The 13951-nt window shown below is 66.0% G+C and carries 10 protein-coding genes; 5 read left to right on the plus strand and 5 right to left on the minus strand.

Going from position 1 to position 13951, the window contains the following annotated elements:
- Positions 1-201: 201 nt before the first annotated feature.
- From AB4Y79_RS17935 to AB4Y79_RS17950, 4 genes are read right to left on the minus strand one after another with little or no spacing between them, the layout of a single operon-like run.
- Positions 202-1278 (minus strand): glycosyltransferase family 4 protein, encoded by a 1077-nt coding sequence (locus AB4Y79_RS17935; RefSeq protein ID WP_441864669.1) that lies wholly within the window; start codon positions 1276-1278, stop codon positions 202-204.
- Entirely contained in the window at positions 1275-2204 is a 930-nt protein-coding gene (locus AB4Y79_RS17940; RefSeq protein WP_441864672.1) for an alpha/beta fold hydrolase, read from the minus strand. Before AB4Y79_RS17940 ends, AB4Y79_RS17935 begins: the two co-directional genes overlap by 4 nt.
- Before the next feature lie 8 nt (positions 2205-2212).
- Positions 2213-3082 carry an aldo/keto reductase gene (locus tag AB4Y79_RS17945; RefSeq protein WP_441864675.1) on the minus strand — a complete coding sequence of 290 codons (870 nt, stop codon included), beginning with the start codon at positions 3080-3082 and terminating at the stop codon, positions 2213-2215.
- 19 nt (positions 3083-3101) lie between these two features.
- Complete coding sequence (locus AB4Y79_RS17950) at positions 3102-4067, minus strand: sugar-binding transcriptional regulator (protein WP_441864678.1); 966 nt, start codon at positions 4065-4067, stop codon at positions 3102-3104.
- Between the two features lie 123 nt (positions 4068-4190).
- Between AB4Y79_RS17950 and AB4Y79_RS17955 the strand changes: the two genes are divergently transcribed.
- The 3 genes from AB4Y79_RS17955 to glpK all read left to right on the plus strand — a co-directional run bounded on the left by AB4Y79_RS17955 (position 4191) and on the right by glpK (position 8410).
- Positions 4191-6014 carry a glycerol-3-phosphate dehydrogenase/oxidase gene (locus AB4Y79_RS17955; protein ID WP_441864681.1) on the plus strand — a complete coding sequence of 608 codons (1824 nt, stop codon included), beginning with the start codon at positions 4191-4193 and terminating at the stop codon, positions 6012-6014.
- A 91-nt stretch (positions 6015-6105) separates the two neighbouring features.
- Positions 6106-6855, plus strand: a complete 750-nt coding sequence (locus AB4Y79_RS17960) for an MIP/aquaporin family protein (RefSeq protein WP_441864684.1) — start codon at positions 6106-6108, stop codon at positions 6853-6855.
- Positions 6856-6895: 40 nt separating this feature from the next.
- Complete coding sequence (glpK, locus tag AB4Y79_RS17965; protein ID WP_441864687.1) at positions 6896-8410, plus strand: glycerol kinase GlpK; 1515 nt, start codon at positions 6896-6898, stop codon at positions 8408-8410.
- Positions 8411-8501: 91 nt separating this feature from the next.
- Here glpK and AB4Y79_RS17970 read toward each other — a convergent pair whose 3' ends face one another.
- Entirely contained in the window at positions 8502-10040 is a 1539-nt protein-coding gene (locus tag AB4Y79_RS17970; RefSeq protein WP_441864690.1) for an FAD-dependent oxidoreductase, read from the minus strand.
- A 289-nt stretch (positions 10041-10329) separates the two neighbouring features.
- Between AB4Y79_RS17970 and leuS the strand changes: the two genes are divergently transcribed.
- Positions 10330-12849, plus strand: a complete 2520-nt coding sequence (gene leuS, locus AB4Y79_RS17975) for a leucine--tRNA ligase (protein WP_441864693.1) — start codon at positions 10330-10332, stop codon at positions 12847-12849.
- 86 nt (positions 12850-12935) lie between these two features.
- Positions 12936-13925, plus strand: a complete 990-nt coding sequence (locus tag AB4Y79_RS17980) for a DegV family protein (protein ID WP_441864696.1) — start codon at positions 12936-12938, stop codon at positions 13923-13925.
- Positions 13926-13951: the final 26 nt, after the last annotated feature.

A 13951-nucleotide genomic window follows, 5' to 3' on the forward strand; every position in this document is an offset into this window, starting at 1 on the left:
GAATATCAGCCTGACACTGCCAGCCGAAAAACGACCAGCTACCCCCCACAGCATCACGACCGGCCGGTACACGATGAGCGACCCCTGAAAATAAACCCAGGAGTCGCTCATCCATGCACTCTTGACAACAGAGCCTACATATCAGCGCTCACGCAGCCTCGGTGCCTGCTTCGGGGCCGTCTGCGGCAGCCTCCACGCCCGTTAGCGCCGCCTGTTGGCAACGACTTCGTGTGCCGCGTCCACCAACTGCCGCGCTGATTCATCCCAGCTGAATTCGGCGGCCCGCGCCATCGAACGCCGCGACATGTCCTGCCAGTGCCCGTCATCCTGCAGTCGCGCCACGGCTCGGGCAAACTCTTCGGGGGAGCCCGGGTCCACGTACAGGACTGCGTCCGCACCCACCTCGCGGAAGATCGGGATGTCGCTGGCGATGACGGGTGTCCCAACGGCCATGGCTTCCACGAGGGGAAGACCGTACCCCTCGGCCCTGGACAGGCTCACCAGCGCGGTGGCCCGCCGCAGCAGCCCGTCATATTCCTCGTCAGTGACGCCGTTGTGGAACACCACGGAGGCGCCCGGCGGCACCAGGCCTTCGAGTTCCGCCCGGCGTTGGGGGCTGATCCGGCTGAGCAGGTGCAGGGTGTAGCCGGGCAATCCGGACATGCCGGCCACCATCGTTTCCACGTTCTTGTAGGGCATGAATGAGCCCATGTAGATGATCGTCTTGTCCGCGCCGTCCCCCGGGGTGCGGTGGACCTGGGCCGGCTGGGGGGCGTTGGCGATGATGCGTACCGGCCGTCGGGTCAGGCTGTACTTGGCCATGAGCGCTTCCGTGGTCCGGCTGATAGTGGCCACGGTGTCGGCCCGGTTCAGCAGCAGCCGCTGGGGCCAGAACGCTTTGTGGTAGAGGCGCCAGAGCAGCCTGACGGGTGCCGGCAGGAATCCCGGGGGAGCGGGGTGCTCATAGTAGATAAGGTCGTGCAGGGTCAGGATCAGGCCGTACTTCCTGCCCCACGTGCCCATGGTCTGCATGGGGCACACCACCACGTCGGCCCCGAGACGGTTGATCTTGCGGGCAACGAATAGCTCCAGAGGTGAGAGCGGGCTGCTGATCAGTGTGTAGGGCACATCCGGCAGGAGGGCGAGCTGACGGATGTCCGAGACCAGCATCGAGACGTCGGCGATTTTCGCCGTCGCAGCGATCAGGCTGGCCCCGTAGCGGCTGATGCCGTCATGGTGGTCGGTTCGGGTAAAACGGGCATCGATGACAATCTTCACGCGGGGTGATCCTTCAGGAAGCTGCGGATAGAGCGGGCGGCCGGCTCCGGCGTTTCATAGTGGATCAGGTGTCCGACGCCGGGAATCACCTTCAGTTCCCCGTCCGGCAGCAGCGCCAGGAGTCTGTGCTGGCTGGGAAGCGTGGCAATTTCGTCCTTTTCGCCGGCCACCAGCAGCACGGGGAGGTCCAGCTGCCCGGCCACCTGGGACACGTGGTTGCTGACCGACGCCGTGAAGGACTCCAGCAGGCTGTCGCGGTCGGCGAAGGAACTGAAGTACGCGTGGTGCTGGCCGTGGATGAACGCCCGCAGGTCCTTGTCACGTGTCTTGGCCATGGTCTCGCTCATGACACGCACAATCAGCCGGTTGCGCAGCAGGGCCAGCCCGGGCTTGCGGGGGAGTTTTGCCGCCAGCCGGTAATACAGGACGGCCAGCCGCGTCATCACGCCTTTGGGTCCCTCCAATGCCGGGGCGGCGATGGGGTTGATGAGGATCAGGGGGCGGACTGCGCCGGGGTTGCCGGCTACAAAGTGCGCTGCCACGATCGAGCCGAAAGAGTGGCCCAGCAGCACGGTGTCCGGTCCCAGCCCCCGGGTGGCCATGAAGTCGCTGATGAACTGCCCGTAGCGCTCCACCGAATGCTCGTCCCGGGCGAAGGCGTCCGAACTGCCGAAACCCGGCAGGTCCGGCATGATGATTCGCATGTCCGGCAGTTGGTCCGCCACGCGCAGGAGTCCATGGTGGTCACCCCGGAAACCGTGGACCACCAGGATGGTGCGGGTCTCCGGCGTCTCTTCCAGCGGCTCGTAGGTCCAGAAGGCGACCGTGCCGCCGTTGAGGCTTACGGTGCCGGCTGAGGTTCGTCCTGCCAGTCCGGCACTCAGGTATGCGGGCGCAGGGGAGGGCCCCGGGTTCACGGTATCCATGCCCGCGCCTAGTTGACGTTGTCCGGATGGGAACCAGTACGCTGCCCGCGGTCCAACGCGTTGATTGCAGCCAGGTCCCGTTCGGAAAGTTCAAAACCGAAGACGTCCAGGTTTTCCCGGATGCGGGCCTCCGAACTGGCCTTGGGGATCGCAATATTCCCCAGCTGCATGTGCCAGCGGAGGACCACCTGTGCCGGGGTCTTGCCGTGCTCCGCAGCGCAGGCCTCGATGACCGGATCGTCGAGCACTTGTCCGCGGCCAAGCGGGCTCCACGCCTCAGTCCGGATACCCAGGTCCGCGTGCTTGCTGCGCAACTCCTCCTGCTGCAGCCAGGGGTGCAGTTCGATCTGGTTGACGGCGGGAACCACTTCGGCGCTTTGCAGCAGCCGGTCAAGATGGGCGGGCTGGAAATTGCTGACGCCGATGGCACGGACGCGGCCTTCACGGTAGAGCGTCTCCAGCGCGCGGTATGTTTCCGGGAACAGTCCGCGGCGGGGGCAGGGCCAATGGATCAGGTACATGTCCACGTAGTCCAGGCCCAGGTTGACCATGGAATCGTCGAACGCCCGCAATGTGGAGTCGTAGCCGTGATGGTCGTTCCACACCTTGGTGGTGATGAACACGGCTTCGCGGGCCATGGACGGGGACAACTCCCCGGAGCCGCCGCTGCCGGTGCCGTCGCCAAGCTGGGAACTGATCCCACGCGCAACTCCGGTCTCATTCCCGTACATGGCGGCGGTGTCGAAGTGGCGGTAGCCGGCGGCGAGAGCCGTGGCCACCAGGCCCTCGGCGTCTGCCGCCGGCACCTTGTACAGCCCAAAGCCAAGCTGGTCGATCAGCACGCCGTTGTTCAGGCTGAGCCGGGGTGAGGTTCTCATGGAAACGACTCTACCCACTTCAGCTGGTCAGGCCCTCGTAATCGACAAGGCGGCGTGCGGTGGCTTCGTCCAGGATCAGGTCGGTGGCCAGCCTGGCTGCCAGGGCTCCGCGCAGGCCGTTGATCTTGGAGACACCTGAGACCACGCAGATCCTGCGGCGCACCTGGCGGAGCTCTGCAAGTGCCGGGCCGGTGGACCGCTCGTTGAGGACGATCCCGTCGGAGGACCCGTCGGCCCGGAAGAACACGGTGGCCACGTCCCCCACCACGTCCGAGTTGGCCAGGGCATTCAGGTCCTCTTCGTCGAGGTATCCGCCGGCGTAGACGTGGCTGGGATAGTCGGCATGTACTGAGCCCACACCAAAGATGGCGATGCTCATCTTGGCCTGCAGTTCCAGGACGCGCTGCACGCTGCGTTCATTCCACATAGCTGTCTTGGTGGCGGCGTGGTCGAAGAAGGCGGGGACGGGGAACGGCTCCACCCGTGCCCCGTAGGCGCTGCCGAACCTGCGCATGATGTCGCTGGCATACGTAATACCCGTGGTGTGCATGTTTCCCGCGCCGTTGAGCTGGACGATGACGCTGTCGTGGGTGATCTTCCTGGTGAGGTGCCGGCTGACTGCACTGAGGGTGGATCCCCAGGCCACGCCGATGATGGCGTTGGAGTCCACCAGGGGGCCGATGGTCCGTGCGGCCTGCATGGCCACGCGGTCCAGGGTTTCAGCCTCGTTGAGCGTCCCAAGGATGGGGACAACATGGACATCCAGGTTGTAGCGGCGGCGGATCATCCCCTCCAGTTCGGGCCCCGTGTCCAGCGGATTCCGGATCTGGATCTGCACCAGGCCGGACTCCCTGGCGGCGGACAACAGGCGCGAAACCGTGGACCGGGAGGTGCGCAATTCCCGGGCTATCGCATCCATGGTGAGGTCCTGCAGGTAGTACATTTGTGCAGCTCGGAGGGCATCTGCGTCCCGTGAAAGTGTCATCTCACTTCCGCCCTGCACGTTTGTGCATAGTCCTTGACTCCATTTTCCATATCTCCAAAGAATAGAGCAGAACGGCGGCGCGCCACGGCGCCCGCATCATTCAAAGCCCCAAGGGAGTTTGTTTTGGGACCCAAGGAACCAACTGTCCAACCGTCTGTCCGCGCCCCCAAAGCCGGGGCCGAACGTTCATCGGTGCACAACCTCCGGCGACGGCCACACGCCAAAGTACTGGTGGTGGGCGGTGGCATCAACGGAGTAGGCACCTTCCGTGATCTGGCACTCCAGGGCGTCGATGTCGCGCTCGTGGAACGCGGAGACTACTGCCAAGGCGCCAGCGGCGCGTCGTCGCACATGATCCACGGCGGTATCCGTTACCTGGAGAACGGCGAGTTCCGCCTGGTCCGTGAGTCAGTGGTGGAGCGGAACCGCCTCCTGAAGATCGCCCCGCACTACGTCAAGCCGCTGCAGACCACCATCCCGATATTCAGCACCTTTTCCGGCATCCTGTCTGCGCCCCTGCGGTTCCTCACCCACAAGCAGCAGGGCAAGCCCAAGGAACGCGGCGCCTTCCTGATCAAGGCCGGCCTGAGCCTCTACGATTCGTTTTCCAGGGACGGTGGAACCGTGCCGCGGCACCAGTTCCGCACCCACAAGGCAGCGCTCCAGGAACTGCCCGACCTGCGGCCGGACGTGAAGTACACCGCCACCTACTTCGACGCCTCCGTCCACAACCCGGAGCGCCTCACTCTCGACGTGCTCCAGGACGGCGAAAAGGCCGGCCGCGCCGGCAACGCGACAGGCACCAGCGCACAGGGTGACACGGCCCGTGCCAGCAACTACCTGTCGCTTCAGTCCATGTCGCCGGCCCCCAACCCGGGAACCGGCCGCGGAAGCACGGTTCGCCTCCGGGACGAGCTCACCGGGGAGGAATTCGATTTCACCGCGGACGTCATCGTGAACACCACCGGCGCATGGGTGGACCTCACCAACCAGGCGATGGGCGCGGCCTCGTCCTTTATGGGCGGGACCAAGGGCTCCCACGTCGTGCTGGACCACCCGGGGCTCCTCGCTGCCTGCCGCGGCCGGGAAATCTTCTTTGAGCACACCGATGGCCGGATTGTCCTCATCTATCCCATGGGAGACCGGGTCCTGGTGGGCACCACGGACGTTGACGCGGACATGGCGGAGGACGCCGTCTGCACCGACGATGAAATCCGTTACTTCTTTGACCTGATCGGGCACGTCTTCCCCTCGATCGACGTGACACCGGAACACATCGTCTACACGTTCTCCGGGGTACGCCCGCTGCCCAGCCATGACGCCACGCAGCCGGGCTTCGTCTCCCGCGACTACCGGATCGAACGCCGCACTTCCGGCACGAACGGAAGCGGCGCCGTCGTACTCAGCCTGGTGGGCGGCAAGTGGACCACGTTCCGGGCCCTTGCGGAGCACCTGACCAACGATGTCCTGGCCGAGCTCGGCGTCCAGCGCAAGGTTTCCACGGCGCAACTCCCCATCGGCGGCGGCGCAGGCTTCCCGGCCGATGAAGCGGGTGTCCAGAAATGGATCAAGGCGCACATGGCTGCCGGCCGGGACGCGGACCGCACCGCCGGGCTGCTTACCCGCTACGGAACGCGGGCCGAAGAAGTGATCGGGTACCTCGACGCCGCCCCTGACCGGCCGCTGCGTTCCACCCGTGAGCTCAGCGTCAGGGAACTGGAATTCATGGCGGCACACGAACAGGTGGGCCACCTGGTGGATGTCCTGATCCGGCGCACTTCCCTGGCTTTCCGTGGACTCGTCACCGGCGAACTGCTCAATGAGGTGGCCGAGGTGCTGGCCGGCCCGCTCAAGTGGGACGCCGTAACGCGTACCGCAGAGATCAAGCACGCCCAGGACGTGCTGCAGCGTTTCCACCGCGTGGAAACGCACAGCCTGGTTTCCTAAGGAGCCAGGCCGTCGGCCGGGGCGCGCAAGCGTCCGGCCCCAGCGGTCCTTCACCTGCGGAGGACCGCCAACTAAAAGGAAGGAGTCAAAGATGTCTCTTGGATTAGTCTTCCTCTCCGAAGTCTTTGGCACGGGCATGCTGACCCTGTTGGGTTGCGGCGTCGTTGCCAACGTGGCCTTGCGGGGGACAAAAGGCAATAGCGGCGGTTTCCTGATGGTTACCTGGGGATGGGGTATCGCCGTGTTCTGCGGTGTCTTCGTCGCCGCCCAGTCGGGTGCGCACCTGAACCCCGCAGTTACCCTCGGCCTGCTCCTCAACGGCAAGGCCGAATACGCTCCCGGCGTTGCCGTGGATTTTGCCTCCACCCTCACCTACTTCGGGGGCGAGATGGTGGGTGCATTCCTCGGCGCAGTGGTCTGCTGGCTGGCATACAAGCAGCACTTCGATGACGAACCCGAGGCCGCCGGCAAACTGGGAACCTTTTCTACCGGCCCCGCCATCCGCTCTACTCCCTGGAACCTGATCACCGAGATCATCGGAACTTTCGTTCTGGTTTTCGTCATCCTGACTTTGGGCGGCACCCCCTCCGGCCTCGGCCCGCTCGCCGTCGCGCTGCTCGTGGTGGGCATCGGCGTATCCCTCGGCGGCCCCACCGGCTACGCCATCAACCCGGCCCGTGACCTCGGGCCCCGCATCGCCCACGCAGTACTTCCCATCAAGGACAAGGGTTCCAGCGACTGGCCCTACTCCTGGGTGCCCGTCGTCGGACCGTTGATGGGCGGCGCACTCGGTGGCCTCGTGGCCCGCGTAGTCCCCATCATTGTCACCGCAGCATCCTGAACCCACACGACAGATCAACAAACCGGACAAGGACGTCATCATGAACCAGTACGTAATCGCCGTCGACCAGGGCACCACCAGCACCCGCGCCATCATCTTCGACCACAGCGGCGCCATTGTCTCCTCCGGCCAGATGGAACACGAGCAAATCTTCCCGCAGGCCGGCTGGGTGGAGCACGACGCCACGGAAATCTGGAACAACACCCGTGAGGTCATTGGTTCCGCCCTCTCCAAGGCGAACCTGACGCGGCACGACATTGCCGCCGTCGGCATCACCAACCAGCGCGAAACTGCTGTGGTGTGGGACAAGACCACCGGCAAGCCGGTCTACAACGCGATCGTGTGGCAGGACACCCGCACACAGGACATCGTTGATGAACTGTCCGAGGACGGCGGCGGGGACCGCTTCAAGCAAAAGGTGGGGCTGCCACTGGCAACCTACTTCTCCGGTACCAAGATCAAATGGATCCTGGACAACGTCGACGGCGCCCGTGAAAAGGCTGAAGCCGGGGATCTGGTCTTCGGCAACACCGACGCCTGGGTCCTGTGGAACCTGACGGGCGGCGTGGACGGCGGTGTCCACGTCACGGACGTCACCAACGCATCCCGCACACTGTTCATGGACCTCGAAACCCTGCAATGGGACGACGAAATCCTGGGCATCTTCGGCGTGCCGCGCAGCATGATGCCGGAGATCAAGTCCTCGTCCGAGGTTTACGGCACCGTCCACAGCTCGCAGTTGCTGCGGGAAACGCCGGTGGCGGGCATCCTTGGTGACCAGCAGGCCGCCACGTTCGGCCAGGCCGCGTTCGACACCGGCGAAGCCAAGAACACCTACGGCACGGGCTGCTTCCTGATCTTCAATACGGGCGAGGAAATCGTCCACTCTAAGAACGGGCTGCTCACCACGGTGGGCTACAAGCTGGGCGACGCCAAGCCGCACTACGCCCTGGAAGGGTCCATCGCCGTCACCGGCTCACTCGTCCAGTGGCTGCGTGACAACCTGGGCATGATCAGCAGCGCCCCCGAGGTGGAGACCCTGGCCGCCGCGGTGAAGGACAACGGCGGCGTATACATCGTGCCTGCGTTCTCCGGCCTCTTCGCTCCGTACTGGCGCTCGGACGCCCGCGGCGCGATCGTCGGCCTGACCCGCTTCGTCAACAAGAACCACATTGCCCGGGCGGCCCTGGAAGCCACCGCGTTCCAGACCCGCGAGGTGCTTGACGCCGTCAACGCGGACTCCGGCGTCCCGCTGAGTGAACTGAAGGTCGACGGCGGCATGGTTGCCAACGACGCCCTCATGCAGTTCCAGGCAGACATCCTGGGCGTCCCGGTAATCCGGCCCAGGGTCGTGGAAACGACGGCGCTGGGCGCTGCCTACGCCGCGGGCCTCGCCGTCGGCTTCTGGAAGGACCTCGGCGAACTGTCCGCCAACTGGTCCGAGGACAAGCGCTGGGAGCCGCAGATGGACAAGGCCGAACAGGACCGCCAGATGCGGCTCTGGAAGAAGGCCGTCACCAAGTCCATGGACTGGGTTGATGAGGACGTGCGGTAGCGTTCTTTGCTCCTGGGGCCGCCCTGCCGATATCCGGCGGGGCGGCCCTTTCACGTCGGCCGCCAGTCAGGGTGGGCGACGGGAGGCGCTTTCAGGGTGTGGGGCGCGGCGGCAAGTCCTCGGTGGCCGGTCCCTGCACGACCTTGCCGTCCACGTTGAACCGGGAACCGTGGCAAGGGCAATCCCAGGTACGGTCCTCCCGGTTGAAGCCGACAGTGCAGCCCAGATGGGTGCAGATCGCGGACACGGCGTGAATCTCACCGGCCTGGCCCCGGTAGTAGGCCGTACTGGTCCCGGCGGCGTCAATCACCTTGCCACCCCCGGGGGCAAGGTCAGCCACCTGCCGTGCAACGTCGTCCGGGCCGGTCTCCTGCCCGTCCGAGCTTCCGTCCGCCGTCGGTTGGCCGTCCGCTGCCGCCCTGGTCCCGGGCTGCGACGGTGCACGGTTGCTGTCAAACAGCGGAGCCCATTCGTTGGGTGTGCCATTGAGCAGGTCCGTGAGCATCAGGGCGGCGGCGGTACCGTTCGTCAGCCCCCATTTGCGCAGGCCTGTGATGACGAAGGAATGCCGGCTGTCCGGATTCAGCGGCCCGACGTAGGGCAAGCCGTCCCGGGGCACGGCGTCCTGGGTGGACCAGCGGTATGCAACGGGTCCGGCGCCGAAACGGCTGTGGGCGTAGCCGGCGAGGCTCGCGTACCGCTGCACCGCATCCACGTGTTCGGCGGCCGGGTGGCCCTCGCCGCCGGTCAGCAGGTAGGTCACCCCGTCCAGCTGGACCGTGAGCAACGACCGCATGGGCTCATCAGCGCTGATAAACGTAGCGTCCAAGGGAGGGCCGTCCACCACCGCGGCAACGATGTAGGAGCGGTGCGGCGGGCACAGTGCTTCCAACCTGCCATGGTCTCCGAACGGGACATTCGTGGCCACAATCGCGTCAGCGGCCAGCACCGTGCCCTTCCCGGCGGTGACGTTCACCCGTGGGCCGTCCTGCAGGCCAACCGCACGGGTTCCTTCGAAGACGAAGCTGCCGTCTCCGGCCACTCTGGCGGCCAGCTGCTGGAGGTACTTCACGGCGTGAATTTGGGCCTGGCCGTCAAACCGGACGGCGCCCGCCACAGGGAACGGCAGGGGTACCTCGGCCGTGAATGAGGCGGGAAGGCCGAGCCTGGCGGCCAGTTCGGCTTCGGCGCGCACCTGCGGCAGGGTGTCCTTGCTCCCGGCGAAGGTGAAGTTGGCAACCCTGCGGAAGCCGCAGGAGATGTCCTCCGCCGCCACCAGGTGGGCGACGTGTTCCACGGCAGCCTGGTTCGCCTTCCCGTAGACCCCTGCGGCGACTGCGCCGTGACTGCGTTCCAATGCTGTATACGCCAGGCGGTGAAGGGACGTCACCTTGCCGGTGGTATGCCCAGTGACCCCTGTGCCGATCCGGGCGGCTTCAAGAACGGCTACCGAGCGGCCCGAACGTTTGAGGGCCAGCGCTGCCGTCAGTCCTGCGACGCCGCCCCCGATTACTGCCACGTCCACTTCAACTGTGCCGCGCAGTTCAGGGAAGCCGGTTGTGCCGGCGCTTGCCAACCATAGGGAGAGGGGCGCCCCTTGGGCGGAGCCGGCGGTGGTTGCATCTGGCACCGTGTAGCACCTCCCAACGTTTTGGGATGATCATGCGCGCTTGGCCCGGGTAATGCAACGAGCCCCGGCTCCCGGCTGCGGCACGCGGCGTACGGGTGCGCTAAAGTAGATCCATGCGTGCGATCCTTCTGCTTAGTTAGCCGCCGGCTGTCCCAGACGTGACAGCTGAGCGGCAGCCCCTCCATGGTGAGGGGCTTTTGTGTGTCCGGGGCATGCCGCCGGGCCGTCAGCAGGAGGATCAGGCCGTTATGGCAGCACCGATGCCGTAACAGAACAGAAAAGGGCAGCAGTGGGCGTTCAGCCGGAGACAGAGACCGGAACAACAGTATCGGCAGAGCCTGAAGAGGGCACCTACAGTTTCACCGCCATGGAGGCCAAATGGCCCCAGGTATGGGAAGACCTCAAGGTCTTCACCCCGGTGGACGACGGGTCCCGGGAACGCCGCTACGTGCTGGACATGTTCCCGTACCCGTCCGGCGACCTGCACATGGGACACGCCGAGGCGTTCGCCATGGGCGACGTCGTGGCCCGGTACCTCCGCCAGAAGGGCTACGACGTCCTGCACCCGATCGGGTGGGACTCCTTTGGCCTGCCCGCGGAAAACGCCGCCATCAAGCGCAACGCCCACCCCAGTGAGTGGACCTACGCCAACATTGACACCCAGGCAGCCTCGTTCAAGCGGTACGCGATCTCCGCTGACTGGTCCCGGCGCCTGCACACGTCCGACCCCGAGTACTACCGGTGGACGCAGTGGCTGTTCAAGCGCTTCTACGAGCGCGGCCTGGCCTACCGGAAGGACTCCCCGGTCAACTGGTGCCCCAAGGACCAGACCGTCCTGGCCAACGAGCAGGTGGTCAACGGCGCCTGCGAGCGTTGCGGTACCACGGTCACCAAGAAGTCCCTGAACCAGTGGTACTTCAAGATCACCGACTATGCAGACCGGCTGCTGGACGACATGGATGAGCTCCGTGGCCACTGGCCCGAGCGCGTGCTGGCCATGCAGAAGAACTGGATCGGCCGGTCCGAGGGCGCCCACGTCAACTTCGTCATCGAGGCCGACGGCGGCAAGCCCGCCAAGGACGTCACGGTCTTCACCACCCGCCCGGACACCCTGTACGGGGCAACCTTCTTCGTGGTGGCCGCTGACGCGCCACTCGCCGTCGAACTCGTCACGGAAGAGCACGCCGCCGCCCTGGACGACTACCGTGAGAAGGTCAAAGCCCTCTCTGAGATCGAACGCCAGTCCACGGAACGGGAGAAGACCGGCGTCTTCACCGGCAGGTACGCCATCAACCCGCTCAACGGGGAAAAGCTGCCCGTCTGGGCCGCCGACTACGTCCTGGCCGACTACGGCACGGGCGCCATCATGGCCGTGCCTGCCCACGACCAGCGCGACCTCGACTTTGCCCGCGCCTTCGACCTGCCGGTCCGGGCCGTCCTGGACACCGGCGAAGAGGATCCTGCCGTGTCCGGCACGGCGACGGCGGGGGAGGGGACCCTGATCAACTCCGGTGAGCTGGACGGGCTGGCCAAGGCCGATGCGATTCCGGCCGCCATCGCCATCCTGGAGCGCCAGGGCACGGGTGAGAAGTTCGTGAACTTCCGGCTCCGCGACTGGCTGCTGAGCCGCCAGCGGTTCTGGGGCACCCCGATCCCGATCATCCACTGCCCGTCCTGCGGCGAAGTTCCCGTCCCCGACGAACAGCTGCCGGTGACATTGCCGTCGGACCTCCGCGGCGAGGACCTGGCCCCGAAGGGCACGTCGCCCCTGGCCGCCGCCGAAGCATGGGTCAACGTCGAGTGCCCCTCCTGCCACGGCCCGGCCAAGCGCGATACGGACACCATGGACACGTTCGTGGACTCATCCTGGTACTTCCTGCGCTTCGTCTCCCCGCAGTACACCGAGGGTCCCTTTGATCCACAGAAGATAAACGACTGGATGCCCGTCGGCCAGTACGTCGGCGGCGTGGAGCACGCCATCCTCCACCTGCTGTACGCCCGCTTCTTCACCAAGGTCATCCACGACCTCGGCATGATCGACGCCGACGAACCGTTCAGTGCCCTCCTCAACCAGGGGCAGGTGCTCAACGGCGGCAAGGCCATGAGCAAGTCCCTTGGCAACGGTGTGGACCTCGGCGAGCAGCTCGACAAGTACGGCGTGGACGCTGTCCGGCTGACCATGGTGTTCGCCTCCCCGCCCGAGGACGACGTGGACTGGGCTGACGTGTCGCCGTCGGGTTCGGCCAAGTTCCTGGCCCGCGCCTGGCGCCTGGCCCAGGACGTCACCAGCGTCCCCGGCGTGGACGCCGCGGCCGGTGACCGCGCCCTGCGTTCGGTGACGCACCGCACCATCGCCGACGCCGGCGAACTGCTGGACGCCAACAAGTTCAACGTGGTGGTGGCCAAGCTGATGGAGCTGGTCAACGTCACCCGGAAGACAATCGACTCCGGGTCGGGTGCGGCGGACCCTGCCGTGCGGGAGGCTGCTGAGGCTGTGGCTGTAATCCTCAGCCTGTTCGCGCCGTACACGGCCGAGGACATGTGGAACCTGCTGGGCCACCCGGCGTCGGTAGCCAATGCAGGTTGGCCGTCCCACGATCCTGCCCTCCTGGTCCAGGACACGGTCACCGCTGTCGTCCAGGTGCAGGGTAAGGTGCGCGACCGGCTGGAGGTGTCCCCGGACATTTCCGAGGACCAGCTGCGCGAGCTTGCCCTGGCGTCCGTGAATGTCCAGCGTGCTCTCGACGGCCGGGGCATCCGGACTGTCATCGTCCGTGCGCCTAAGCTGGTCAACATCGTTCCGGCCTAACCGCTGCACCCGCAGTACCCACCGGCCGCCGGAGATTTTCCGGCGGCCGGTGCTGCCTGAGCCGGGCACCGTGATCAGGAGGCCCCTTGCCCGACAGTAATGCCGCCGCCTGGCCTTGGGTCCGCTCCCGGCTCTCGGCACTGAGGCCCTCTGCCCGTCCCGGGCCCGCGCGTCCGGGTTCGGGCGCCGCGGTCCGCACCGCCGTCGTCACGGATTCCGCGGCCGCCCTGCCGGCCGCCTATCTGGCCGGGCTTGCCCACGACGGAATCCTTACTGTCGTACCAATGCCGGTCATGGTGGGGGCGGAGATCTACGGCGAAGGCGAAGACGACATCCTGGAGACCATCGCCGTGGCCCTGGCCTCGGGTACCGCGGTCAAAACTTCCCGGCCATCACCCGGCCAGTTCGAGCAGGCTTACCGGGCAGCTGAACACCGGGGATTTGAAGCCGTGGTGTCAGTCCACATCTCCGGTGAACTTTCCGGTACCGCGGACGCCGCCAGGCTGGCTGCGGCAAGGGTAGACATCCCGGTTGACGTGGTGGACACGGAGACTGTCGGCATGGCCCAAGGCATGGCCGTTCAGGCTGCGGTGGAAGCTGCGGCAGCCGGCGCAGGGTGTGCCGACGTGGCAGCGGCGGCTCGCGCACAGGCAGCCCGAACCAGGGTTTTCTTCTACGTTCCCAGCCTGGAACAGTTGCGGCGTGGCGGACGCATCGGCGCCGCGGCGTCGCTGGTTGGCACCATGCTTGCCATCAAACCCATCCTGGCGGTCGACGGCGGCAGGATCGTCCCGTTGGAAAGGGTGCGTTCAGCCGCGCGTGCCGTCGCCCGGCTGGAGGAAATCGTCGCGGCGGAAGCGGTACCCCGGCCTGGTGAATCCTTACGCCTGGCAGTCCATCACTTTGGAAACCAGGCGGAAGCGGACGGCCTCGCCGCCAGGCTGGCGGCGGCCTTGCCCGACTGCCCTCCTGCCCAGATCAGTTCCCTCCCAGCGGTCCTTGCAGCGCACGCCGGACTCGGTGTGCTTGCCGTCATTGTTGGCAGGGGAACCGGCGGCGGGAAACTTTCCACATAGGAGCTTTGCTGTGTGCCACCCGGCGG

It is taken from the genome of Pseudarthrobacter sp. YAF2, assembly GCF_052113345.1.
Taxonomy (GTDB): domain Bacteria; phylum Actinomycetota; class Actinomycetes; order Actinomycetales; family Micrococcaceae; genus Arthrobacter.

Bases quoted from the DNA above. Each gene is read 5' to 3' on its own strand.
- AB4Y79_RS17945 (WP_441864675.1), bottom strand. From the start codon at position 3,082: ATGAGAACCTCACCCCGGCTCAGCCTGAACAACGGCGTGCTGATCGAC.
- AB4Y79_RS17960 (WP_441864684.1), top strand. From the start codon at position 6,106: ATGTCTCTTGGATTAGTCTTCCTCTCCGAAGTCTTTGGCACGGGCATG.
- AB4Y79_RS17950 (WP_441864678.1), bottom strand. From the start codon at position 4,067: ATGACACTTTCACGGGACGCAGATGCCCTCCGAGCTGCACAAATGTAC.
- glpK (WP_441864687.1), top strand. From the start codon at position 6,896: ATGAACCAGTACGTAATCGCCGTCGACCAGGGCACCACCAGCACCCGC.
- AB4Y79_RS17940 (WP_441864672.1), bottom strand. From the start codon at position 2,204: ATGGATACCGTGAACCCGGGGCCCTCCCCTGCGCCCGCATACCTGAGT.